Annotated in this window: 20 protein-coding genes and 1 riboswitch; of the genes, 9 read left to right on the top strand and 11 right to left on the bottom strand. The window is 62.7% G+C overall.

Translation table 11 applies throughout. The features are described from left to right. Positions 1–201 precede the first annotated feature (201 nt). Positions 202–645 (top strand): antitoxin Xre/MbcA/ParS toxin-binding domain-containing protein, encoded by a 444-nt coding sequence (locus tag FJ490_RS03890; RefSeq protein ID WP_140557104.1) that lies wholly within the window; start codon positions 202–204, stop codon positions 643–645. A 2-nt stretch (positions 646–647) separates the two neighbouring features. Then, a complete protein-coding gene (locus FJ490_RS03885) occupies positions 648–1,082 on the top strand; it encodes an RES family NAD+ phosphorylase (RefSeq protein WP_140494233.1) in 435 nt (144 codons plus the stop codon). 12 nt (positions 1,083–1,094) lie between these two features. Here the strand turns inward: FJ490_RS03885 and FJ490_RS03880 are convergent, their stop codons facing one another. Further along, on the bottom strand, positions 1,095–1,865 hold the full coding sequence (locus FJ490_RS03880; protein WP_224519163.1) for a MipA/OmpV family protein: 771 nt from the start codon (positions 1,863–1,865) through the stop codon (positions 1,095–1,097). 227 nt (positions 1,866–2,092) lie between these two features. Here FJ490_RS03880 and FJ490_RS03875 point away from each other — a divergent pair, with 227 nt between their 5' ends. Beyond that, positions 2,093–2,647, top strand: a complete 555-nt coding sequence (locus FJ490_RS03875; protein WP_140728233.1) for an HdeD family acid-resistance protein — start codon at positions 2,093–2,095, stop codon at positions 2,645–2,647. Positions 2,648–2,821: 174 nt separating this feature from the next. Here the strand turns inward: FJ490_RS03875 and FJ490_RS03870 are convergent, their stop codons facing one another. Next, positions 2,822–3,802 (bottom strand): bifunctional riboflavin kinase/FAD synthetase, encoded by a 981-nt coding sequence (locus tag FJ490_RS03870; RefSeq protein ID WP_140495019.1) that lies wholly within the window; start codon positions 3,800–3,802, stop codon positions 2,822–2,824. A 6-nt stretch (positions 3,803–3,808) separates the two neighbouring features. Further along, on the bottom strand, positions 3,809–4,669 hold the full coding sequence (locus FJ490_RS03865; RefSeq protein ID WP_140656312.1) for a TIGR01459 family HAD-type hydrolase: 861 nt from the start codon (positions 4,667–4,669) through the stop codon (positions 3,809–3,811). A gap of 249 nt (positions 4,670–4,918) precedes the next feature. On the opposite strand from FJ490_RS03865, the gene FJ490_RS03860 reads away from it, so the two are divergent. The 3 genes from FJ490_RS03860 to FJ490_RS03850 all read left to right on the top strand — a co-directional run bounded on the left by FJ490_RS03860 (position 4,919) and on the right by FJ490_RS03850 (position 9,751). Further along, positions 4,919–6,832, top strand: a complete 1,914-nt coding sequence (locus tag FJ490_RS03860) for a pilus assembly protein (RefSeq protein WP_140521649.1) — start codon at positions 4,919–4,921, stop codon at positions 6,830–6,832. Positions 6,833–7,027: 195 nt separating this feature from the next. Then, a complete protein-coding gene (locus tag FJ490_RS03855) occupies positions 7,028–9,004 on the top strand; it encodes a TadE/TadG family type IV pilus assembly protein (protein WP_181165124.1) in 1,977 nt (658 codons plus the stop codon). Positions 9,005–9,118: 114 nt separating this feature from the next. Then, positions 9,119–9,751 carry a LysE family translocator gene (locus FJ490_RS03850; RefSeq protein WP_140494241.1) on the top strand — a complete coding sequence of 211 codons (633 nt, stop codon included), beginning with the start codon at positions 9,119–9,121 and terminating at the stop codon, positions 9,749–9,751. Between the two features lie 22 nt (positions 9,752–9,773). On the opposite strand, the gene FJ490_RS03845 is transcribed toward FJ490_RS03850, so the two are convergent. Next, positions 9,774–10,598: a DUF2189 domain-containing protein gene (locus FJ490_RS03845; RefSeq protein ID WP_140515546.1), complete on the bottom strand. Its 825-nt coding sequence runs from the start codon at positions 10,596–10,598 to the stop codon at positions 9,774–9,776. A gap of 329 nt (positions 10,599–10,927) precedes the next feature. Here FJ490_RS03845 and FJ490_RS03840 point away from each other — a divergent pair, with 329 nt between their 5' ends. Then, entirely contained in the window at positions 10,928–11,434 is a 507-nt protein-coding gene (locus FJ490_RS03840; protein ID WP_140494245.1) for a CAP domain-containing protein, read from the top strand. A 38-nt stretch (positions 11,435–11,472) separates the two neighbouring features. Here FJ490_RS03840 and FJ490_RS03835 read toward each other — a convergent pair whose 3' ends face one another. The 7 genes from FJ490_RS03835 to FJ490_RS03805 form a co-directional block, all read right to left on the bottom strand. Next, positions 11,473–13,005: a DHA2 family efflux MFS transporter permease subunit gene (locus FJ490_RS03835; RefSeq protein WP_140728232.1), complete on the bottom strand. Its 1,533-nt coding sequence runs from the start codon at positions 13,003–13,005 to the stop codon at positions 11,473–11,475. Between the two features lie 310 nt (positions 13,006–13,315). Continuing rightward, the gene (locus FJ490_RS03830) at positions 13,316–14,494 is read right to left on the bottom strand and encodes an HlyD family secretion protein (protein ID WP_140565119.1); all 1,179 of its coding nucleotides are present in this window, start codon (positions 14,492–14,494) and stop codon (positions 13,316–13,318) included. Further along, the gene (locus FJ490_RS03825) at positions 14,491–14,970 is read right to left on the bottom strand and encodes a MarR family winged helix-turn-helix transcriptional regulator (protein ID WP_140495025.1); all 480 of its coding nucleotides are present in this window, start codon (positions 14,968–14,970) and stop codon (positions 14,491–14,493) included. Before FJ490_RS03825 ends, FJ490_RS03830 begins: the two co-directional genes overlap by 4 nt. Before the next feature lie 128 nt (positions 14,971–15,098). Then, positions 15,099–16,118: an iron ABC transporter permease gene (locus tag FJ490_RS03820; protein WP_181165125.1), complete on the bottom strand. Its 1,020-nt coding sequence runs from the start codon at positions 16,116–16,118 to the stop codon at positions 15,099–15,101. 8 nt (positions 16,119–16,126) lie between these two features. Continuing rightward, positions 16,127–17,074, bottom strand: a complete 948-nt coding sequence (locus tag FJ490_RS03815) for an ABC transporter substrate-binding protein (protein WP_140728231.1) — start codon at positions 17,072–17,074, stop codon at positions 16,127–16,129. Positions 17,075–17,119: 45 nt separating this feature from the next. Then, positions 17,120–17,908: an ABC transporter ATP-binding protein gene (locus tag FJ490_RS03810; protein WP_140728230.1), complete on the bottom strand. Its 789-nt coding sequence runs from the start codon at positions 17,906–17,908 to the stop codon at positions 17,120–17,122. Between the two features lie 255 nt (positions 17,909–18,163). Next, a riboswitch (cobalamin riboswitch) is annotated at positions 18,164–18,373 on the bottom strand. Positions 18,374–18,435: 62 nt separating this feature from the next. Next, complete coding sequence (locus FJ490_RS03805) at positions 18,436–19,461, bottom strand: LacI family DNA-binding transcriptional regulator (RefSeq protein WP_140494255.1); 1,026 nt, start codon at positions 19,459–19,461, stop codon at positions 18,436–18,438. A gap of 181 nt (positions 19,462–19,642) precedes the next feature. Between FJ490_RS03805 and FJ490_RS03800 the strand changes: the two genes are divergently transcribed. Beyond that, positions 19,643–20,674, top strand: coding sequence for a Gfo/Idh/MocA family oxidoreductase (locus FJ490_RS03800; protein ID WP_140631406.1), 1,032 nt, complete (start codon positions 19,643–19,645; stop codon positions 20,672–20,674). Positions 20,675–20,676: 2 nt separating this feature from the next. Then, entirely contained in the window at positions 20,677–21,582 is a 906-nt protein-coding gene (locus FJ490_RS03795; RefSeq protein WP_181165126.1) for a sugar phosphate isomerase/epimerase, read from the top strand. The last annotated feature ends 79 nt before the right edge of the window (positions 21,583–21,661 follow it).

Genomic DNA, 21,661 nt, shown 5'->3' with positions numbered 1-21,661 from the left:
GCGGCTCCGACAGCTCTCAGGCCGTCCGGAACACCGGGCTGGTAATTCGTATCGTAATCGCGACGGAACGCGAGACCACTGTCATGGCCGCGCTTTTAAACGAGGTGGGCCAGCTTGGAAAGCCCGAACTCCAAGGCACTCGCCTTGCCGCTTGTGCCAATTGCGCATATATGTTTGGGCAAATGGCACCGGAGGCGCGTCATGTCCAATCCGCATCGCAAGGTCCACGTGCCGGCTGCCAGACGGGCCGCCCGTAAGGAGAAGGTCGAGCTTGCGCAGGATGGCTTGGTCCGGGATGCCGCAACGGGGCAATTCCTGGTCAGCTTCACCAAGGTGGAAGAACTCCGCCACCGTGGGTTCAGCAATGACGAAATCTACAAGATCGTAGGATCGCGGCGCACTTTGGCGCGCAGGAAAGAACGCAATGAGAAACTGAGTATTGCCGAGTCCGATCGCGTCATGCGCATCGAGCGCATTTCCACAATGGCGGATCGTGTTTTCGGAGACCACGAAAAAGCGCAACGTTGGTTGCGCAAACGCAGCCGGGTGCTCAACGAAGCGCCTATCACGCTCCTGCAGTCGGAAACCGGTGCTTCCCTGGTGGAAGAGGAACTGCATCGCATCGATTATGGCATTTTCGCCTGACGATGCGTCTATGGCGTATCTCCAACTTCGCCGACCTGTCCGGCCGGGGCGGCATGCTTAGCTCCGGCCGTTGGAACATCAAGGGCACCGCCATTGTGTACTGCGCGGATCATCCCGCCACGGCGCTTCTTGAAATTCTCGTTCATGTCGACGTGGAAGATTTGCCGCCCACGTTCCAGCTCCTGGAAATCGAAGTGCCTGACGGCGTCTCCATTGCCGTCCCCGATTTGCCCGAGGGCTGGAAAGACAATCCGGCCAAGACACGCGAGATTGGCAGCGATTTTGTCAGTGCCGCCAGCCATCCAGTCATGGAAGTTCCTTGCGTGATCGTTCCCTTCGCCAGAAACTATATTCTCAATCCCGCCTTGCTGGAACGCGAAGGCATCGCCATCGTCGGCACCACAAGTCATCAGATCGATACGCGATTGCTGGAATAAGGCCGATACCGGCTACATCTTGAAATCGAAGCGATAGGTCGTCGATACGCCGATCATGAACTGGTTGCGGTCGCCGCGCTCCTTGACCAGGCTGGAATCGGCGGCCGGGCCTTCGAGGCGTGAATATTCCCCGAACAGGCTGGCGGTCATCGGGTCGGTCACCTTCCACGTCACCGCACCGCCAAGGCCGACCGATTTCAGGCCGCCGCCGGGATTATACTGGTTCAACCCCGAGGCCACGGCTTCCTGCGCGTCGACGCCGTAATAGGCGTCGAAATATTTGGCGGAGGCGAACGAGACGCGCGGCCCGCCAGAGATCCTGACGGTTGGCGTCACATCGTAGAAGGCGTCGGCGGCGATGTCGGCGACGAAGCCGTTATGGGCGCGGATGCCGTGCCGCAGCTCGGCACGCGCACGTATCCAGTCCGTCGGATAGAATTCGAAGAAGCCGCCCACCTCGCCGCCCCAGCGGACCGGATCGAGGCCCTTCAACTCGTCGGCATCGCCATCGTCGCGCGAGAACAGGAACTTGCCGGTCAGGCCGGCGCGAACGCCGCCGTCATCGACCAGCGCCAGCGAAATGTTGTCGTTGCGTGAGGTGAAGCGGGCCGCCGGGCCAGCCTTGCCCAAGGAGATGATCGGCGAGGCGCTGAGCAGGTACTTCTTGCCGCCCTCGAAATTGGGCGCCACCATGCCGGTGGCGCCGACCGTCAGATACCAATCGCCGGACAGCCAGCCGAAGGCGCCCTCGCCGGCATCGGCCGCACCCGAGGTAGCCAGCATGACGGTAGCCAAGGCTGCAGAAATTTTCCCGACCGGACTCATGACTACCCCATTAACACGATACGACTGTCTTTCGGTCACAGCTTTGAAGAGGCTTTGGTAAAATTTGATTTAAGGTCGAGACGTCCGGCTCGCATTGCTCACCATCCGGCCGCCGTCGGCTGGACGCGGGTCGGCACCAAGGGTAACTTCATTCCCTGCTGGCGGTCCTCGATGGAGGTGGCGACATGACCTTGCACGGCGATGCACTGAAGAACGCGATCGGACAGACGCGAGGAAAGTGGAGGTGGTTTGTTGGTCTGGGCGTGTTGCTGCTGATCCTCGGCGGCATTGCCTTTGGCAACCTCTTCATCGCCACGGTGGCTTCCGTCTATGTCGTGGGGTGGCTGATGCTGGTGGCCGGCATCATCGAGATCATGCATGCCTTCGCGGTCAAGACGTGGGGCCGCTTCTTCTACTGGCTGCTCAGCGGATTGCTCTACGCGGTCGCGGGCTTTTTCGCCTTCGACAACCCGCTGCTGGCCTCGGCGGTGCTGACCTTCCTGCTGGCCGTCGCGCTTGTCGCTTCCGGCGTGCTGCGCGCCTGGGTCGGCTACAGCCACCGGCCTGAGCGCGGCTGGGGCTGGATCGTCGCGGCCGGCGCCATCAGCGTGATCGCCGGGTTGATCATAGCTATGGGCTGGCCGGTCAACAGCGTATGGGTGCTCGGCCTGTTCCTGGCAATCGACCTGATCTTCCAGGGTTGGACCTTCATCGCCGTCGGTCTGGCGCTGAAAAAGTAACGTCTGATTCGAGCATGATCTAACCCGAAAACCGGGCGACACTTTTCGGGATCATGCTCATTTTGTTAAAGCATGATCTTGCCCGAAAACCGCACTCCACTTTTCGGGACCATGCTCATTTTGTTAAAGCATGATCTTGCCCGAAAACCGCACTCCACTTTTCGGGACCATGCTTCAAAAAGCCATGGCCGCGTCGAGTTGCGAAAGCGGCTTGACGCCGGCCAGCAGTGCTCTCGCCTCGGCCTCGTCGCGCTTCATCTGCGCGACCAGCGCATCAAGCCCGTCGAACTTGACCTCGCTGCGCAGGTAACCGAAGAACGACACCTGGCAGATCTCGCCATAGAGGTCACCGGAAAAATCGAAGACGAAGGTTTCCAGAAGCGGCGCGCCATCATCGTCGACGGTCGGACGGCGGCCAAAGCTGGCAACGCCATCATGCAGCCTTCCGTCGGCGCGGCGAAAGCGAACGGCATAGATGCCTTCCCTGAGGGTGGCCTCGGCGGGAAGCCTCATGTTGGCGGTCGGAAAGCCGAGCGTTCGCCCCAGTTTCTGGCCGCCCACGACTTCGCTCTCCACCGTGAAGCGATAGCCGAGCAGGCCGGCGGCCTCGGCCACCGCGCCTTCGCAAAGCAAGGCGCGGATGCGGCTCGATGAAACCACCTCGGCGCTTTCGTCCCGAAATGCATCGACCAGCGTGACGCCGAAGCCATGGCGCTCGCCAGCCGCCATCAGATAGGCCGGCCCGCCCTGGCGGTCCTTGCCGAAATGGAAATCGAAGCCGGTCACGGCATGGGTGATGCCAAGCGTTCTCTCAAGCACGTCGGTCACGAAGGCTTCCGCCGATAGCGAGGCGAAGTCGCGCGTGAAAGGCTGTTCGACGAGCGCGGCAAAGCCCAGCAGCGACAGGAGCCGCGCCTTCATCGGCGGCGGCGTCAGCACGAACAGCGGTATCTCGGGCCTGAATATCTTTCGCGGGTGCGGTTCGAAAGTCAGCACCAGCGCCGGCACGCCACGCCGCCGCGCCTCCGCCAATGCCCGTTCGAGCACCGCCTGATGACCGCGATGGACACCGTCGAAATTGCCGATCGCGACAACGCCGCCGCGCAAATCGGCGGGCAGCGGAGCGGTTGCCGAAAGGTGCTGGAAAGCGTCCATCGCCATCTACCGCAGCCTGGGAATGACGGCCACTGGATGATAGCCGTGCCTGTCAAGAAACGCGGCGAGCCTTGCGGGATCCGGTTGCGATGCATCGCCATAGTCGCGGGCATGAATGCCGCCTGAGACATAGAGAACGTCGAAACCGTTGTCGGCCGCGCCCTTGATATCGGTCAGCATGCCGTCGCCGATGGCCAGCACCTGGCGGCGCTCGACCGGCCGGCCAAGGATCTCCGCCACCTCCTTCATCGCCACATCATAGACCGGCGCATAAGGTTTTCCGGCGATCAGCGTGCGGCCGCCGAGCTGTGCGTAGTCGCGCGCCAGGGCGCCGGCGCACCAGATGATGCGTTCGCCGCGCTCGACCATGATATCCGGGTTGGCGCAGATGAAAGGCAGGTTCCTGGCGCGCAGCCGCCGCAGCAGCTCCGCATAATCTTCGGGCTTCTCCACTTCGTCATCGAACAGGCCGGTGCAGACGACGCCGGATGCCTCGAACTCCTCGACGAGATCGACGTCGAGCCCGTCATAGAGGGTCAAGTCTCGCTCGGCGCCGACATGGAAGATCTTTCGCGGGCCTTCCACGATCAGGTCGCGGGTCACGTCGCCCGAGGTGACCACGCGGTCGTAGGCCCATGGGGGAACGCCGATGACGTTCATCTGGGCCACGACGTCGGCGCTGCGGCGCGGCGAATTGGTGATCAGGACGACGGGAATGCCGGCCGTACGGGCAGCCGCCAGCGCCGACGCAGCCGCGGGAAAATGCGTTTCGCCATTGTGCACCACGCCCCAGACATCGCAGAGAATGGCCGAATAGTTCTTCGACACGTCTTCGAGCGAACCGATGATGTCAGGCGAGGCCGCCATGCCGTATCCTTCAGTCATGATCGTTGCGGTGCCGCAGCCGACGGTTCGCCGCAGCCGGTTGGAATTATCCGAACCGGCCCAGCCTGTCACCAGCTTTCGCCCGCCTGTACCGACATCCACCACCGTTCACTGGTTGGTTAACGAGCTTTGAAAATGCAGCCTGACCTTGGACATATTCCAGAAACCTGAAATTTAACGATTTATGACACCGTCCCCACTGACTATCGATTTGGCGGGGCAGCTGTGACAATGATCCGAAGATTCGGACGCGACCGGCGTGGCAATTATGCGCTGATGACCGTGCTCGCCATGGTGCCGCTGATGGGCGCCGTGGCTATCGCCGTCGACTATACGGAAATGGTGGGCCAAAGGCAAAACGCCTTGAATGCCTTGGACGCGGCCGGCTTCGCCACGGCCCAGCAGATCGTTGCCGGCGCCAGCGACGCCGACGCCGTGGCCTATGCCAAGAATTTCTTCGAAGCCAATCTCGCGCATATCGATCCGGCCAACACCACGCTGGCCGTGACGCTGCCCAACAACAACACAGGCGGCGGGACGCTGAAGCTCTGCGCGACCTTGGTCTACAAGCCCTATTTCGAGCCGACGGCTAAACTACTGCTGGGCGGCAGCGCCGGCAGCACCGATATCGGCTTCAGCACCTGCTCCGAAGTGCGCCTGAAGAACACGCTGGAAGTGTCGCTGGTGCTTGATAATTCCGGTTCAATGAAGGAGCTCGGCAAAGGCTCGAACAAGGTGCGGTTCGACCTTCTCAAGAGCGCCGCCAAGCAGTTGGTCGACCAGTTGGCCGGCCAGGCCCAGCAGATGAGACAGGTCACCAAGCCGGTCCAGTTCAGCCTCGTTCCCTTTGCCGCCTCGGTGAATGTCGGTGCGGGCAACGCTTCGGCGGCGTGGATGGACACGACCGGCATATCGCCTATCCATCATGAGAATTTCGACTGGACGACCATGAGTTCGTCCTTTTCGTCCACCAAATACGCGCAGAAGATTGCCGGCATCTGGTACGCGAAAGGCACCGGCTGGGACGCGAGCCAGAAAGACCAGCCGCTGACCCGGTTCTCGATCTACAAACAGATGAAACGCATTTCAGCGTGCAGTCTCAAGAATTGGGACGGTACTTGTGCATCGAACGCGACCTTCACCTATGCGCCGGTCGCGAGTTGGGGTGGCTGCGTCGAGTCGCGCCCATATCCATACAATATCCAGGACACAGCTGCATCGACAACACTGCCTGCAACGCTTTTCGTGCCGATGTTCGCGCCCGACGAAACCGACCGCGTCGATAGCTCTTCAAGGCCAGCCAATAACAATTGGGATGTCGACGCCCCAGTGAGTTCAGGCGCGTCCGACGCCGCACGCCAGCGCTACATGCCAAAATATTTCGACTGGGTGAACAAGGTCACGCCGGCCTACGGCATGGACGCCGGGCCGAATACAAGCTGCAGCACGACGGCAATTACGCCACTAACCGATGTTTCCACGACAGCCGGCGCAACTTTGATCAAAAACGCCATCGATGCCATGGCCGACGACGGCGCCACCAACGTGCCGGAAGGCATGGCCTGGGGCTGGCGGACCCTTTCCAGCACGGCACCCTTCACCGAGGGCCGGCCCGAAACGGAAAGAGGCAACGACAAGGTACTGATCGTGCTGACCGACGGCGCCAACACCTACTACACGCCGACCTCGGTGACGGCGCAGACCTACTCTGGAACCAATTGGAGTTCTGGCGGTAACGACCTGGCTGGCAGCAAGGCGATCTATTCGGCTCTCGGTTACGTCGTCCCCTACAGCAACGGCTACAGCTACGGCCGCATGTTCCTCGGAACGGATGTCACCAAGGACGATTACAGCAACGCCAACTACACCAAAGCGATGAACGAGCATTTCACTGCGCTGTGTAACAACGCCAAGGCCGCCGGGATCATGGTCATGACCATCGCGCTTGATCTGGACGCCACCAAGACAGCGGAGAAAACGCAGATGGATGCGCTGAAGGCCTGTTCTTCGGATTCCCGCTTCAGCAAGGACAAGACCGATCCGAGCAAGCCGATGAAGCTGTTCTGGAATTCGACGGGCGCAACGCTGTCCGACGATTTCAAGGCGATCGGCAACGAGCTGTCCAACCTGCGCATCGTCAGCTGATCCGACGAATTCCACGTCGACGCCCTGCATCCGGCGGGGTGTCGTTTTTTGGAGGCACCGGGGGGCCGCTCCAGATTGGTTAGTGCTTGGTGAAGCGCGAACCAAGCAATCGAGCGGTTTCCCAAACCCGTCCTTCAGCGTTTTGTGGAAAGCTGGCGTCGATCGAGAATCCGCCGGCGGGGGCCGCTGCAAGACATGCATGAAATCTGGCGTCAGTTCCGCCGCGACAGGCGCGGCAACTATGCTCTCATGACGGCCTTCGCGATGGTCCCGCTGATGGGCGGGCTGGCGCTCGCGGTCGACTTCACGGAAATGAACCGCCAAAAGCAGACGGTGTTGAACGCGCTCGACGCCGCCAACTTCGCCACGGCACGCCGCGTGACGGAAGGCGCCACCGACGACCAGCTGAGGGCCTATGCGCTCGACTTCTTCAACGCCAATCTGAACGATGTGGATGCCGCCAACACGACGCTCAACCTCACTTTGCCCAGCAACGCCGCTGGCGGCGGAACAATGAAGCTTTGCGGCACCTTGACCTATAATCCTTACTTCCTGCCAACGGCGAAGATACTGCTCGGCGGCACCGGCGCCACCAATATCGGCTTCACCGCATGCTCGGAGGTGCGGCTGAAGAACACGCTCGAAGTGGCGCTGGTCCTCGACAATTCCGGATCGATGGTCACGCCCGGAACCGGCTCGGGGCAGAAGCGCATCGATCTCCTCAAGACCGCGGCGAAGCAGTTGGTCGACACGCTTGCCCAACAGGCCGCGATGATCAAGCAGGTCGACAAGCCGGTGCAGTTCGGCCTCGTACCCTTTGCCGCCTCGGTCAATGTCGGTCCTGGCAACGGCAATGCGTCCTGGATGGACACCGAGGGCCTGTCGCCGGTGTCGAACGAGAATTTCGACTGGTCGACGCTGAACGCCGCCAACAAATACGCCCAGCAGACCAACGGCATCTGGTACAAGCGCGGCACCGGCTGGGGCGACGAGGAAGGCCAGATGCTGACCCGGTTTTCGCTCTACCGCGACATGAAGGTCGTCACCAGCCATGAGCGTGTTAAAAACAGCAAGCACGTTGTTTGTGCTGAATACAACTGGAACAATACCTGCAAGCGCAGTTACGACGCATACGACTATGTCGATTCCTACGGCCCATTCGCCAGTTGGCAAGGCTGTGTCGAAGCCCGGCCCTACCCCTACAATGTCAACGACGCCCCGCCGTCCGGCGGCTCGGCCAACACCGGAATAGGCGTGGGCGATCCGGCGACGATGTTCGTGCCGATGTTCGCCCCGGATGAACCCGGCAATCACTGGAAGATCACGCAGGATCCCAACGAAGCCGCGCCAAAGACCTACGGCGCCATCAACAGCTGGTGGAACGACGATCCTTCGAGCAGCAGCGGCCAAGCCCGGCTGCGCAACATGACCAAGTATTTCCAGCCGCGGCCGATCGATGCACCAGTATTGCCCGCAGGCAACGGCCCGAACTACAGTTGCACTACCAACCCGATCACGCCGCTGACCGACGTCAGCGTCGCCGATGGGCTCGCTACGATCAAAGCCGCGATCGACCTGATGCAGCCGGATGGCGGCACCAATGTTCCCGAGGGCATGGGCTGGGGCTGGCGGGTGGTCTCGAGCGGCGAGCCGTTCACGCAGGGGCGCCCGGAAACAGAAAAAGGCAACGACAAGGTGGTGATCGTGCTGACCGACGGCGCCAACACCTATTACACGCCTTCCTCGCTCAGTTATTCCGACCCCGCCGATTCGAAGTCGACCTACGCGTCCTACGGCTATCTCAAGCCCGGCTATGCCGGCACCTCGGTCGGGCGCCTGTTCATGGGTACATCCAGCGCCATCGGCCAGTTCGACTATTCGAACGGCAATTACACCAGCGCGCTCAACGAGCAGATGACGACGCTTTGCAACAACGCCAAGGCGGCCGACATCATGGTGATGACGGTGGCTCTCGACCTGTCCACGACCAAGACCACCGACAAGAACGCCATCGATGCGCTGAAATCATGCTCGTCGGACTCGCGCTTCCGCAAGGACCCGGCGGATCCGAGCAAACCCGCCAAGCTGTTCTGGAATGCGACGGGCGCCAGCCTGTCGAACGATTTCAAGGAAATCGGCAACGAATTGTCGAACCTGCGCGTGGTCGGTTAACCGAACTCTGGCGCAACGCCCGACGCCGCCAAGCCCTTGTGGGCGCCTGCCGCAACGGGCACATAATGGCTGCACGCTGGACCGCATCCATCGCGGCACGCCTGGGGACGAACAATGCCCGATACCGCCAACCACCTCGCCTTCGCGCTGGTCTGCCTGGGCATGGTGCTGACGCCGGGTCCAAACATGATCTACCTGATCTCGCGCTCCCTGTCGCAAGGGCCGAAGGCCGGGTTGATCTCGCTTGGCGGGGTCGCCGTCGGTTTTCTCTTCTATGTGCTGTCGGCGGCATTCGGAATCACGGCGCTGCTGCTGGCCGTGCCCTTCGCCTATGACGCGCTGCGCTTTGCCGGCGTGCTCTATCTCCTGTGGCTGGCCTGGCAGGCCGTGAAGCCGGGCGGACGCTCGCCATTCCAGGTGCGCGACCTGCCGAAAGACGGGCCGCGCAAGCTGTTCGCCATGGGCCTGATGACCAATCTGCTCAATCCGAAGGTGGCGGTGCTCTATTTGTCGCTGCTGCCGCAATTCATCAGCATTGGCAAAGGCCATGTCCTGTCTCAGCTTCTTGTGCTCGGCGCGACGCAGATTTCGATCAGCCTGACCGTGAATGCCATCATCGCGGTGACGGCCGGCTCGATCGCCGCGTTTCTCGCCGGGCGGCCTTTGTGGCTGGTCATCCAGCGCTGGATGATGGGAGGGGTGCTGACGGCGCTGGCGCTGAAGATGGCGACCGACGCACAGCGCTGAGGGCGGCGGTCCCGGCGTTGGTCTACATCGGCCGCCTTGTCTGCTGGGTCCGCTCCGGTTCCACCACCTTGCGGTAGAGGTGCCAGGTGGCATGGCCAAGGATAGGCATAACGACCGCGAGCCCGGCAAACAGCGGGATCGAACCGATCACCAGCAGCACCGCGACCGTCAGGCCCCAAAGAGCCATCTGCAGCGGATTTGCCATCACCGCCCGCGCCGAGGTTTCTATGGCCGAAACGGCGCCGACGTCACGGTCGAGCAGCAGCGGGAAGGCGACGACAGTGGTGGCCAACACGATCACGGCGAAAACGAAGCCGGCGGCGTTGCCGAGAAGGATCAACGTCCAGCCCTTGCTGGTCGTCAGCACGTCGCGGACAAAGGCGCCGATCGAAGCCGGCGGCTGGTCGCCGAACAGGCTGGTGTAGATCGACTGCGCGGTGAACAGCCACAACAGGAACAGCACGAACAGCATGATGCCGATGACCGCGATCGAAGGCACCGCCGGCGAGTGGCGGACATCGAGGGCATGTCGCCAGTTGGTGTTCATGCCGAGCTCGCGCCGGCGGCTGATCTCGTAGAGGCCGAGCGCGGCGAAAGGGCCGACAAGGGCGAAACCCGACATCAAGGGATAGACGAGCTGAATGGCGTTGGAGCCAGACGTCCACTGCGTCAGGATCAGGCCGACGATGGGATAGATCAGGCACAGGAAAACGTAGTGAGACGGTTTTGCCCAGAAATCCTCAGCGCCGAGCCGCAGCGCATCCCAGAGGTCCGATGTGGTGATGTGGCGCACCGTGGGCTGCACATGCATTCCGCGCGCGTCCGCCATGACATGAAAGCTGGCCATAAGCTTCCTCCCGTTGTCGGGGGCGGTCACCACCGTGATGGCCGCCCGTAGCTGCCACTAGTAGATGTAACAGCATACCCGATTTGCCAGGGGCTGTCGCCAAATCGATGGTTCCGGACAGGCCATCACGGGATTGTCATCGCTGCCCGGCAGAAGCCGCGCGATCTTCGGCATCGGATTTCTCGGATGATGGGCCATTCGGAGCTGGATGGCCGAACGCAACGCTTCAAGACTGCGCGGTGCGATCAGCGAAGGCCAAGGCATCAATTTCCTCGACAGTTTTTTCGGCTTGCCCGTCAAAAGCCATGATCGCGACTATGCAGGCAGGAATGAACACTGTCATCGACCTCCCTCCAGAACCGCGCCGGACAAGGCGCTCCTTGCTGATCGGCCTTGCGGCCATTGCCGGGCTTGCCGCCTGCACCACCGTTTCCGTGCCCACCGGTGAGGGCGCAGGTGTCTCTTCCTCCGCCACGGCCACCCTGGCCAACTTGCGCGCTGCGGCCGGGCGGACTCCGCTGACCGCGGACACCCAGCTCGAACAGGCAGCGTTGCAGCAGGCCGGCTACATGGCGTCGCGGACGCGCATGAGTCACACCACCGGCTGGGGCAAGGATTTCGCCTCGCGCATGAAGGACAATAGCGTGCACGGCGCTGCGGCCGAGAACATCGCCGAAGGCCGCTTCGACCAGCAGAAACTGTTCGATATCTGGATGCATTCGACCGGCCACCGGCGCAACATACTCGACCCGGACTTCAGCCGTTTCGGGCTTGCCTATGTCCGCGACGGCCGCGACCCCGGCCTCCGCTACTGGGCCCTGGTGCTCGGAAGGTAGCAAAGCCATCGCCGGCAGCGGACAGCCGTCGGCGAATATCAATCCATATGTGCCGCCGGCGCGCCGCCAGCCGGCGCCGTCTTCGGCTTGCGCAGCAGGATCACGAACGGAATGGCGGCCAGCGTCATTATCATCAGGATTTTGAAGTCGTTGACGTAGGAGATCATCATCGCCTGGATGTTCACCATCCTGTCGACCTGGGACAATGCCATCTGGTCGCCGCCGGCCGCCGCCGGCGAAACCGCCCACAGATTGGGGTTGAACGGATTGATAAAGGTGGAAAGCTCGGCGTGATTTATCTGTGTATTGCGCACCATGAGCACCGTCACGACCGATACGCCGATGGACGAGCCGAGGTTGCGCACAAGGCTGAACAAAGCCGTGGCATCGGTGCGGAAGCGCACGTCAAGCGTGGCGAAGGCCACCGTCGACAGCGGCACGAATACCATTCCCATTCCCAGGCCCTGGATGATGCCGGAAGTGATGATCAGCCAGTTGTCCATCTGAGGCGAGAAGCCGGCCATCGTGTAGAGCGACTGCGCGGTCAGGAGGAAGCCGATGACGACGAGGATTCTGGCGTCGACCTTGCTCATGAGCCGGCCGACGACGAGCATCGAGATCATCGTCCCCACGCCGCGCGGCCCGATCACGATGCCGATGGTGATGGTCGGATAGCCGAAGATGGTCGACAGCATCGGCGGCAGCAGCGACATGCTCGCCAGGATGAGCACGCCCATGACGAAGATGAACGCCAGCCCGGTCACGAAATTGCGGTCGAGGAAGATCTTGGGGTCGATGAAGGGATGTTCCGCGGTCATCGTATGGATGATGAACACCCAGAAGCCGGTTATCGAAAGGCCAAGCTCGATCCATATCTCGACCGACGAGAACCAGTCGACCTCGCCGCCACGATCGAGCAGCAGCTGCAGCGCGCCGACGCCGAGCGATATCATGGCGAAGCCGAAGAAATCGAAGCTTCGCACCCGCCGCGCAATGGCCGGCAGATAAGCGGCCATGCCGAGGAAGGCGACGATGCCGACCGGCAGGTTGATAAAGAACACCCAGCGCCAGCTGAAATTCTCGGTCAGCCAGCCACCAAGCGTGGGACCCAGAATCGGCCCCAGCATAATGCCGGCGCCCCAGATGGCCATTGCCTGGCCGTGGCGTTCCTTCGGGTTGATGTCGAGCAGGAAGGTCTGCGACAGGGGCACGATCGCGGCGCCGAACACGCCTTGCATGAGCCGGAACAACACAATGGTTTCAAGGCTCCAGGCCAGGCCGCACAGCATCGAGAAGATGGTGAAGCCGACCACCGCCGTCAGGAACAGTTCCTTACGGCCGAAACGGTCCGCAAGCCAGCCGGTGACCGGCGTCATGATCGCCGCCGCCACGATGTAGGAGGTCAGCACCCAGTTGATGTTGTCGGGCGAGGCGCCGAGATCGCCGGTCATGGTCGGTAGCGCGACGTTGGCGATCGTGGTGTCGAGCGCCTGCATGATCGTCGCCAGCATGAGCGCAACCGTGATCAGGCCACGATGCGGCAGTTCTTTGAAAGGTTCTGGCGTGCTCATGATGCGGAACTTCCAGCCGGTAACAAAAACGTGTACACAGGGTTTCCGGGCGGCAAAGCCTTCCGTTGAGAGACCCTCATCGCGGTGGGACGCGATTATCGATGTGGGGGTTACATCGACCGAAAGTCTCGATTGAGCGGATGCCTGCCGCCCGGAAACATGAGGACCGACGGGTCCGTGTCGAAGATTTCAGCTTTCGATCAAGCCGCGATGCGGTTTGCCCCGAAGGCTGACCCTTTAACTCCTCCCATCAGACCAATCCCCCTGCTCAGTGCGTCCACCCGCATGATCCCCGCGGGCTTCCGCTGATTTACTTCGCGACCTCGCCAGCCGTGGCGTGGCCGAAAATGCCAGGCAGGCCGCGCGCCACGCCCGTGTCGACGGTAACGGCCGCGCTCATGCCTGTGCGCAGCATCATCTTGGCGTCGGGATCGCTCAGCTCCAGACGGACCGGAATACGCTGGGTGACCTTGACCCAGTTGCCGGTAGCGTTCTGGGCGGGCAGCAGCGAGAAGTCCGCGCCGGTGCCGGCGCCGATGGCCTTGACGGTCGCTTCGAAGGTCCTGCCCGGATAGGTGTCGACCACGATTTCGGCCTTCTGGCCCGGCTTCATATTGGTCAGCTGCGTTTCCTTGAAATTGGCGTCGATCCAGGTATCGCCGGTCTCGACCAGCGAAAACAGCGGCGTGCCGGAGCCGACATACTGGCCGACCTTGAAGGAAGCAGCCTGGTAGACGACGCCATCGGCGGGCGCCTTCACGGTGGTCTGCGCTAGGTCGTAGGCAGCCTTGTCGCGCGCGGCGAGCGCCGACATCACGGTCGGATGTTTGTCGGTCTCGATATCGGGATTGCCGCCAAGCGCCGCCTTGGCGCTGACGATACCCTGTTCGGCGACGGCAAGCTGCTGCTTTGCCTTATCGAGATCGTTCCTGGCCTCATCGAGCGAAGACTTGGCATTGATGCCTTTCTGGGCGAGATCGGCGGCACGGTCGTATTGCGACTGGGCATAGGCAACTTCGCTGCTGGCGGATTTCTCCTGCGCCATGGCCTGGCTGTAGGCGGCACGCAGCTGCTCGACGTTGAGCCGCGCCGCTGCCACCGCCGCGTCGGCCTGCGCAAGTGCGATCCGGTAAGGCTCGGGGTCAATGGCGAAGAGAAGATCGCCTTGCTTCACCCTCTGATTGTCCGAGATGGCGACCTGAACGATGCGGCCCGCCGTATCCGAGGCGATCGATACCTTGGCCTGCTGCAGGTTGGCGTTCTCCGTCTCCTGGTAGCGCCCTCCAGTGACCCAGACATAGCCGCCACCAATGACCAACGCCGCCGGCAGTGCGAACATCAACAAGAAGCGGCCGAGACGGCGCTTCTTCTTTGGCACCGGCGCCGGCTCTGCCGGAGGTGTCATTGTAACAGGGGCCGCGGCCGGCTGCTGCGGCGCTTCCATTTCCACTTTGGCGGCGTTTTCGTCGACCTTGGCTACCGCGTTCATGCTGCTGCGCCTTCCGTATTCTTGACCTTGTCGCAGGACGGTGAATCGCCATCCGCGAGATTCTGTGCCATCGCATCCAATGCCCTGATCAGGACGCGGCGATCGTCCGGCGAAACGCCGGTCAGCGACTCCTCATAGACTTCGCCGGCGAGGCTCTTGACCTCCGCATACGCGGCACTTGCCTTGGGAGTTGGGAAGATCATGCGCACGCGGCGGTCGGCGGCGTCGGAGCGGCGCTCGATCCAGCCGCCCTCCTCCATCCGGTCAACCAGCCGCGAGACGCTGATCGGCTCGATTTCAAGCAGTTCGGCAAGCCGCGCCTGCGAAACGCCCGCTTCCTTGGCGACGCGAACCATCAGGCGCCATTGCGCCGAGGACAGGCCAAGGCCGCTGGCGCGCGCTTCGAAGCGCTTTCGCATCAGCCGCTGCACGTCGTGGATCAAAAATCCCAATCTGTCTACGCCTTCGGAAACCATGAGTGGCATATATAATAAGCGTGCTTATCATTCAAGTCCGGCATTGTTCCAGAAGCCGGCAAACGTGCATGGCAGCCGTGCAGCACAATCATGGCTGCGTCCGATGATTTCGGCCGCCGCGACACCCATTACAAGCGGTTGCGGATCAGCATGGTGACAACGAAGAAGGCGCCGAGCGAGCTGGTGATGATGCCGATCGGCAGTTCCTGCGGCGGCAGCAATGTGCGCGCCAGAAGGTCGCTTGCCAGCAACAGCACCGCCCCGAACAGCGCGCAACTTACGATCAGGCGCAGATGCAGCGCGCCGGCCAGCGGCCGCGACAGATGCGGGATCATGAGGCCGACGAAGCCGATGACGCCAGCGACCGAAACCAGGATCGCGGTCGAAAAAGCGGCGACCAGAAACGTCGTCCGTCGCATTCGCGCCACCGGCACGCCAAGACTTTCGGCGGCATTTTCGCCGGCCAGGAAAGCGTCCAGCCGGCGATGATTCCACAGCCCGTACGCCGCAATCGTGCCGGCCCCAAGCGCACCCAGCCAGATATTGTCCCACCGCGCAAGGCCGAGCCCGCCCATCGTCCAGAACAGCACCGAATGGGCGGCGCGCTGGTCACCGGCAAAGACCAGGTAATTGGTCAATGCGGTGAACATGAAGGAGACCGCAAGTCCGGCGAGGATCAGCCGTTCGGGGCCTTGTCCCCTCACCCGCGCAACCAGCAAAAGCACAACGCAAGCCGCCAGAATACCGCCGGTGAACGCAGCGATCGGTAGCGTCCAGATCCCGAAACTGTCGCCGAAGACGGTGATGACGGAGACAGCGCCGGCGGCGGCTCCCGACGAGAGGCCGAACAGGAACGGATCGGCAAGATCGTTGCGCGTCACCGTCTGTAACAGCGCGCCGACCACGCCCAGGCCGCCGCCGACACAGATGGCCAGGATTATGCGCGGCAATCTGAGGTCGACGACGATCCTGCCGACCGGGCCGGACACGTCATGCCCCTTCAATCCGATCGCATGGCCAAGTGCTGCAACGACGTCGCCCAACGGAATCATCGTCGAGCCATAGGCGATCGACAGCAGCGCGAACGCGGCGATTGCCAACGCCGCCGCCGTCATGGCCAATAGGAATGCCTTGTGCCGCAAAGTCATGTTCCCGGTTAAAACGCTTCCGGATGCATCGCCCTGGCAATCTTGCCGATCGCGTCGATATTGGCCGGCCCGGGTGTCAGTTCGGCATAGCGAAGCGCCGCGAAGCGTTCGTTCCTGACCGCGTCCGTCTCCTTCATTGCCGGATGCGCTTTCAGGAAATCGAGCAGCTTCCGGTAGCCGCCGCCATCCTGATAGTCGAGCAGGATGAGGAATTGCGGATTGCGCGAGGCCACCGTCTCCCAATCCGTGTTGCCCCAGCTGGTGTCCATGTCGGCCATGATGTTGTCGCCGCCGGCCGCGGAAATCATGGCGTTGGGAATGGCGAACTTGCCTGATGTGAACGGCTTGTCCTCGCCGGAATCATAGAGGAACACGCGCGTTCCCCTGCGGGCGCCGACCTTGGCCGTGATTTCGGCGAGCTGCGCCTTCCAGCCGGAGACGAGCTTATCCGCTTCGGCCTCCTTGCCGAAGATCTTGCCCAGCTTCTCGACATCGCCATAGAGCAGGTCCATCGAAGCGGCGGGGCGGTTCTTGTCGAGATGGACGCAGCTTTCCGTCAGCACCAGGGTCTTGATGCCGTGTTGCGCCAGCGTATCGGGCGTCACCTCGCCGCCCGGCTTCATGCCGTAGTACCAACCGGCGAAGAAGAAGTCGGGCTCGACAGCGACCAGGTTTTCCAGCGTCGGATATTTGGGCGCCAGTTCCGGGATCGAGCCTTGCTCGGCCTTGAATTCGGGGCCGACCTTGTACCATCCGGTGATGCCGGTCAGGCCGACGATCGACGGCTGCAGCTTCAGGGCGAAGGCCATCTCGGCCATGTTGAGATCGTGAATGACAGCGCGCTTTGGAGGCGCGTCGAAGGTCAGCGGCTTGCCGCAGCTGTCGACCGTCACCGGAAAGGCGAAGGCCGTAGAGCCGAGCAGGGAGAAGGCAAGAGACACGGCAAGGCGTTTCACGGATGTTGCTCCTTGTTGAACAGGATCTGCCGGAAATGGCTTCGCTCACGAAGATGGCGCGGCACGGTTCGGAACCTCGAACACCGTCAGCTCGCGGTCCTCCGTCGGGTGGCGCAACCTAAAGACGTCGACACCGAAGATCTCGCGGATCAGCTGCTGAGTGAGTGCTTCGCGTGGCGGCGCCAGCACATGCAACCGGCCATGGCTCATCACCGCGACCCTGGTGGCGAAAGGCGTCACCAGCGCCAGATCGTGCAGCACCGCGATCACGGTCATGCCGAGGCCTGCAACCAGTTCGAGCAACTCGCTGCGCGCCCGCGGGTCGAGATGGTTGGTCGGCTCGTCGAGGAACAGGATCTTCGGCTCCTGTGCGATGGCGCGGGCAAGCTGGGCGCGCTGGCGCTCGCCGCCCGACAGCGAGCCGATGGTGCGGCCAAGCAGCGGCAACAGCCCGGTCCGGCGCAGCGCCTCGACGACAATGTCGCGTTCCTCGCTCCTGTGCCTGCGGCCGGTATGCGGAACCCGGCCGAGCTCGACATAATCGATCACCGCCAGCCGTGGATCCGGTTGATCGGTCTGGCCGACGACGGCGATGTGCAGCGCCCGCTCGGCGGTCGAAATCCTGTCCAGCAGGCGCCCGGTGAGCTTCACTTCGCCCGAACTCGGCCGCAGCATGCCCGACAGCATGCGCAGCAATGTCGTCTTGCCGGCGCCGTTGGGACCGATGATGGCGAGACGGTCGCCCGCCGCCACCGAAAGGCTGACCGGATGCACCAGATGCAGGCCATCCGCCGCTGCGGCCAGGTCGCGGGCATCGAGAAGCGGCGCGGTCATGGGCAATTCCTTGCAGGGCCTGCCGGAATACGGGCCAGCGTCTTGCTTGCCAGTCCTGCCGGACGCTGGCCTGAATTCACCTCGGTGGCGATATCGCGGCAAAGCGTGCACACGACGATGCGATGCATGGCAATGCGATGTATGCGATCGATGGAGCCGTCCAACTTCCGTCACTTTCAAAATGGCGACGGAAGGAAGCTGGCTTGAACCGGTCGACAAGACCGAAACCTGCGTCTCCTCCCGGCACACCCCGTCCGGTCAACTCATGCAGATGGCAGGTCTCCTGGCTCGCGGGTCGTTGCGCCATCCTGCCTTCCCAGCCTTGCCGGCCAGTGGCTTCTCGGATTTTGCTCGCCGCTTACAGTTGCGGGGGCAGCCATGGCTTCGACCCGAAAATCGGGCCTCACCATGTTCCCTTTTCACCCCTCGCCTTGCGGCGCGGGGACCATCACGAGTCGCAGCCTAGGATGCAGGCAGCGTCGAGGCAAGGTCGATGCATGTTCCGTTATAACGATACAAACTTGTGGTCAATCACTATCGCGCGCCACCAGTTCCAGCGGCCAGACCTCGCGAATGATCTCTGGCCCTTTCGCGCCGGCGAAAGCCGGGAGCGAGGCGAGCAGGATTTCGCCGAGCCGCCGCCCCATCGGGTCAAGGCTCGGACGAAAGCCGGTCAGCGCCGGCGAGAAATAACGGCAGAGCGGCGTGTCGACGATGACGATCACCGCGACATCCTGCCCGGGCTTGATCCCCATTTCGGCGAGCGCTTTGCAGCCGCCGAGCGCCATCGAGTCGTTGTTGAAGATAATCGCGGTCGGCGGATCCTTCGACCGCATGACTTGCGGTGTCACCGCGTAGCCACCGGCTTCGTTGATAAAACCGTCCACAATCAGGCCGGGATCGACTTCGATGCCGTGCCGCCGCAGCGCCTTGCAATAACCCTCCAGAAACAGATAACCGAAATTCAGGTCAAGCGACGGCCGGATGGCGGCGATGCGGCGGTGGCCACGCGCAACCAGCCGGTCGACCGCATCGGCGCCCGCCTTCTCGAAATCCAGATCCAGAGAGGGATAGCTGTCGTCGCCGGACCGGCTTCGGCCGAGCGTCGCGAAGGGAAAGCCGGCCTTGCTCAGATAGTCGATGCGATCGTCCTCGCGCCGCGTCCAGGCCAGTACGACGGCATCGGCACGACGCGTCTCGACGACGCGGCGCAGCCGCTCCTGCTGATAATCCGCCGGCGCGCCCATGACGATGATCAGGTCCAGCCCGCACTCGGCCAATGTCGCTTGCAGTCCGGTGAGGAACGGAATGAAGAACGGCTCGCCATACTGCTGGTCGCCCGGATGCGGCTGCAGCATGAAAGCCACGGCATGGGTGGTGCCGCGGCGTAGGTTCCTGCCCGAGTGGTTCGGTGAATAATTGAGCTTCCGGGCCGCCTCGAGCACGCGCTGGCGTGTCTCGGCGTTCACGTCGGCGCGCCCGTTAAGCGCGCGCGAGACCGTACCGATCGAAATGTTCAGGTGCCGCGCAAGATCGTGAATGCTGGACGCCAAGACCTCCCCCTCCTGCTTCTGGCTAGCACCAGCCGGTCGTGCGGCCAAGGCGTTTCAGAGCCGACGGTACAAATCCGATTGACAATATATGCCATCGGGTGTGTCATCGTAAACGTTTACGGAAGTCATTTACGGACTGCCGTGGGTGCCAGCCAGGAGGGGTTGGCCGGAGGAGCGCTGGATGATGCACGTCGTCCTGGTCGGGTGCGGAGCCATGAGCAAAACCTGGCTCGAGGCCATCAGCCAATCCCCTGCCGTCAAGATCGTCGGTCTCGTCGACCTCGACGCCGACAGGGCGCGCCAGCGGGCACGCGAATACGACCTCGCCGGGGTCGCGATCGGGACCGATCTCGACGTCGTTCTCTCCCAGACCAGACCCGATGCGGTGTTCGACGTGGTCGTGCCTGCCGCCCGTCGCGCCGTGGCGAATTCGGCCTTTGCCCATGGCTGTCATCTGTTGACGGAAAAGCCGCTGGCCGACAGCCCGGACAATGCGCGCGCCATCATCGACGATGCGCGGCGCGCCCGGCGCATCCATGCCGTGGTGCAGAACCGCCGCTACGTCGCCAACGTCCGGCGCATCCGGCGCTTCCTCGGCTCCGGCGCCATCGGCGCTGCGACCAGCATCCATGCCGATTTTTTCATTGCGCCGCATTTCGGCGGTTTCCGCGAAGGCATGCGCCATGTGCTGCTGCTCGACATGGCGATCCATACATTCGACGCCGCCCGCTACATGGTCGATGGCGAGCCGACCGAAGTGTATTGCCGGGAATGGGAGCCGGCCAATTCCTGGTACCGGCAGGGATCGTCGGCAAGCGCCACCTTCGAGCTCGGCCAGGGCAAGATGTTCACCTATCGCGGCAGTTGGTGCGCCGACGGTTTCCGCACCAGTTGGGAAGGCAGTTGGCGCATCGTCGGCGAACGCGGCAGCCTGACCTGGGATGGTCATGACGAGTTGAAGGCCGAAGCCGTGCTGCCGGAACGCGAAGGCCTGCTCGACAAGGTCGTGCCGGTAGCGGTGCCGCCGCTCGACCCTGCCGACCGCATCGGCGGGCATCTCGGCGTCATGGAAGATTTCGTCCGCGCCGTGGAAACCGGCACCGAGCCGGAGACGCGCGGCGCCGACAATATCAAGAGCCTGGCCATGGTTTTCGCGGCGATCGAAAGCGCCGAGACCGGACGCCGGATCGAAATCCCCAGGCAGGAAGGATGACCATGGCGGACCCGCTTCTCGACATCAGGATCGGCACCATGGTGCGGGCCAATCTCGAAGACCTGGCCGCCTATGTCAGGCAGATCCTGCCGCTCGGTTTCGAGAGCGTCCAGCCCTTCTTCTGGCAGACGCTGGGCGGCAAGGACCTGGGGCGGCTCGCCGGCGAGATCCGCGACGCGATCGGCGATGCCGATGTCAGCGTCAGCTCGATCGGCGTGTTCGGCAATCCACTCGAGAGCGGCGACACCGACCGCGGCGTGCTCAAGGCCTGGGAAACGGTGATCGACAGCGCGCATCTGTTCGGCACCAATCTGGTCAGCGGTTTTACCGGCCGCATCCGCGGCAAGCCGCTGACCGACAGCCTGCCGCGCTACCGCGAAGTCTGGGGCGAATTGGCCAAACGCGCGGCCGACAAGGGCGTGCGCATCGCCTTCGAGAATTGCGCCATGGATGGCAACTGGGCCGCCGGCGACTGGAACATCGCCCATAATCCAGACGCCTGGGAACTGATGTTCAACGAATTGCCGGATGAGAATCTGGGTCTGGAATGGGAGCCCTGCCATCAGTTGGTCTATCTGATCGACCCGATCCCGCAGATCCGCAAATGGGCGCATCGCATCTTCCATGTCCACGGCAAGGACGCGACGGTGCGCTGGGATGTCATACGCGAGCACGGCGTCTTCGGCCGCCTGCCCTTCGTGCAGATGCGCACGCCCGGCTTCGGCGACAGCGACTGGACGCGGGTGATCAGCGAATTGCGGCTGGCCGGATACAAGGGCGCCATCGACATCGAAGGTTGGCACGACCCGGTCTATCGCGACGATCTTGAAATGACAGGCCAGGTCCGCGCGCTGGAATACCTCCAGCAATGCAGGGGAGGCCTGAGCTACCTGCCGAACCCGACGTGAGGATTGGCCGGCGGGAGGAGCCGGACGGGATTGCCGAAGCAGATGTGGAAACCCTCGCTCGCGAGGACAAAAGGGAGGA

The organism is Mesorhizobium sp. B2-5-11 (assembly GCF_006440835.1).
Lineage (GTDB): Bacteria > Pseudomonadota > Alphaproteobacteria > Rhizobiales > Rhizobiaceae > Mesorhizobium.
This window is presented reverse-complemented; position numbering and strand designations above follow the sequence as displayed.

Excerpts from the sequence above, each read along its gene's own strand:
- FJ490_RS03835 (WP_140728232.1), bottom strand. The coding sequence starts at position 13,005 with ATGAGCACGCCAGAACCTTTCAAAGAACTGCCGCATCGTGGCCTGATC.
- FJ490_RS03885 (WP_140494233.1), top strand. The coding sequence starts at position 648 with ATGCGTCTATGGCGTATCTCCAACTTCGCCGACCTGTCCGGCCGGGGC.
- FJ490_RS03795 (WP_181165126.1), top strand. The coding sequence starts at position 20,677 with ATGGCGGACCCGCTTCTCGACATCAGGATCGGCACCATGGTGCGGGCC.
- FJ490_RS03830 (WP_140565119.1), bottom strand. The coding sequence starts at position 14,494 with ATGAACGCGGTAGCCAAGGTCGACGAAAACGCCGCCAAAGTGGAAATG.
- FJ490_RS03840 (WP_140494245.1), top strand. The coding sequence starts at position 10,928 with ATGAACACTGTCATCGACCTCCCTCCAGAACCGCGCCGGACAAGGCGC.
- FJ490_RS03890 (WP_140557104.1), top strand. The coding sequence starts at position 202 with ATGTCCAATCCGCATCGCAAGGTCCACGTGCCGGCTGCCAGACGGGCC.
- FJ490_RS03860 (WP_140521649.1), top strand. The coding sequence starts at position 4,919 with ATGATCCGAAGATTCGGACGCGACCGGCGTGGCAATTATGCGCTGATG.
- FJ490_RS03880 (WP_224519163.1), bottom strand. The coding sequence starts at position 1,865 with ATGCTGGCTACCTCGGGTGCGGCCGATGCCGGCGAGGGCGCCTTCGGC.
- FJ490_RS03865 (WP_140656312.1), bottom strand. The coding sequence starts at position 4,669 with ATGGCGGCCTCGCCTGACATCATCGGTTCGCTCGAAGACGTGTCGAAG.
- FJ490_RS03825 (WP_140495025.1), bottom strand. The coding sequence starts at position 14,970 with ATGGTTTCCGAAGGCGTAGACAGATTGGGATTTTTGATCCACGACGTG.
- FJ490_RS03800 (WP_140631406.1), top strand. The coding sequence starts at position 19,643 with ATGATGCACGTCGTCCTGGTCGGGTGCGGAGCCATGAGCAAAACCTGG.
- FJ490_RS03855 (WP_181165124.1), top strand. The coding sequence starts at position 7,028 with ATGCATGAAATCTGGCGTCAGTTCCGCCGCGACAGGCGCGGCAACTAT.
- FJ490_RS03850 (WP_140494241.1), top strand. The coding sequence starts at position 9,119 with ATGCCCGATACCGCCAACCACCTCGCCTTCGCGCTGGTCTGCCTGGGC.
- FJ490_RS03875 (WP_140728233.1), top strand. The coding sequence starts at position 2,093 with ATGACCTTGCACGGCGATGCACTGAAGAACGCGATCGGACAGACGCGA.
- FJ490_RS03810 (WP_140728230.1), bottom strand. The coding sequence starts at position 17,908 with ATGACCGCGCCGCTTCTCGATGCCCGCGACCTGGCCGCAGCGGCGGAT.
- FJ490_RS03820 (WP_181165125.1), bottom strand. The coding sequence starts at position 16,118 with ATGACTTTGCGGCACAAGGCATTCCTATTGGCCATGACGGCGGCGGCG.
- FJ490_RS03870 (WP_140495019.1), bottom strand. The coding sequence starts at position 3,802 with ATGGACGCTTTCCAGCACCTTTCGGCAACCGCTCCGCTGCCCGCCGAT.
- FJ490_RS03845 (WP_140515546.1), bottom strand. The coding sequence starts at position 10,598 with ATGGCCAGCTTTCATGTCATGGCGGACGCGCGCGGAATGCATGTGCAG.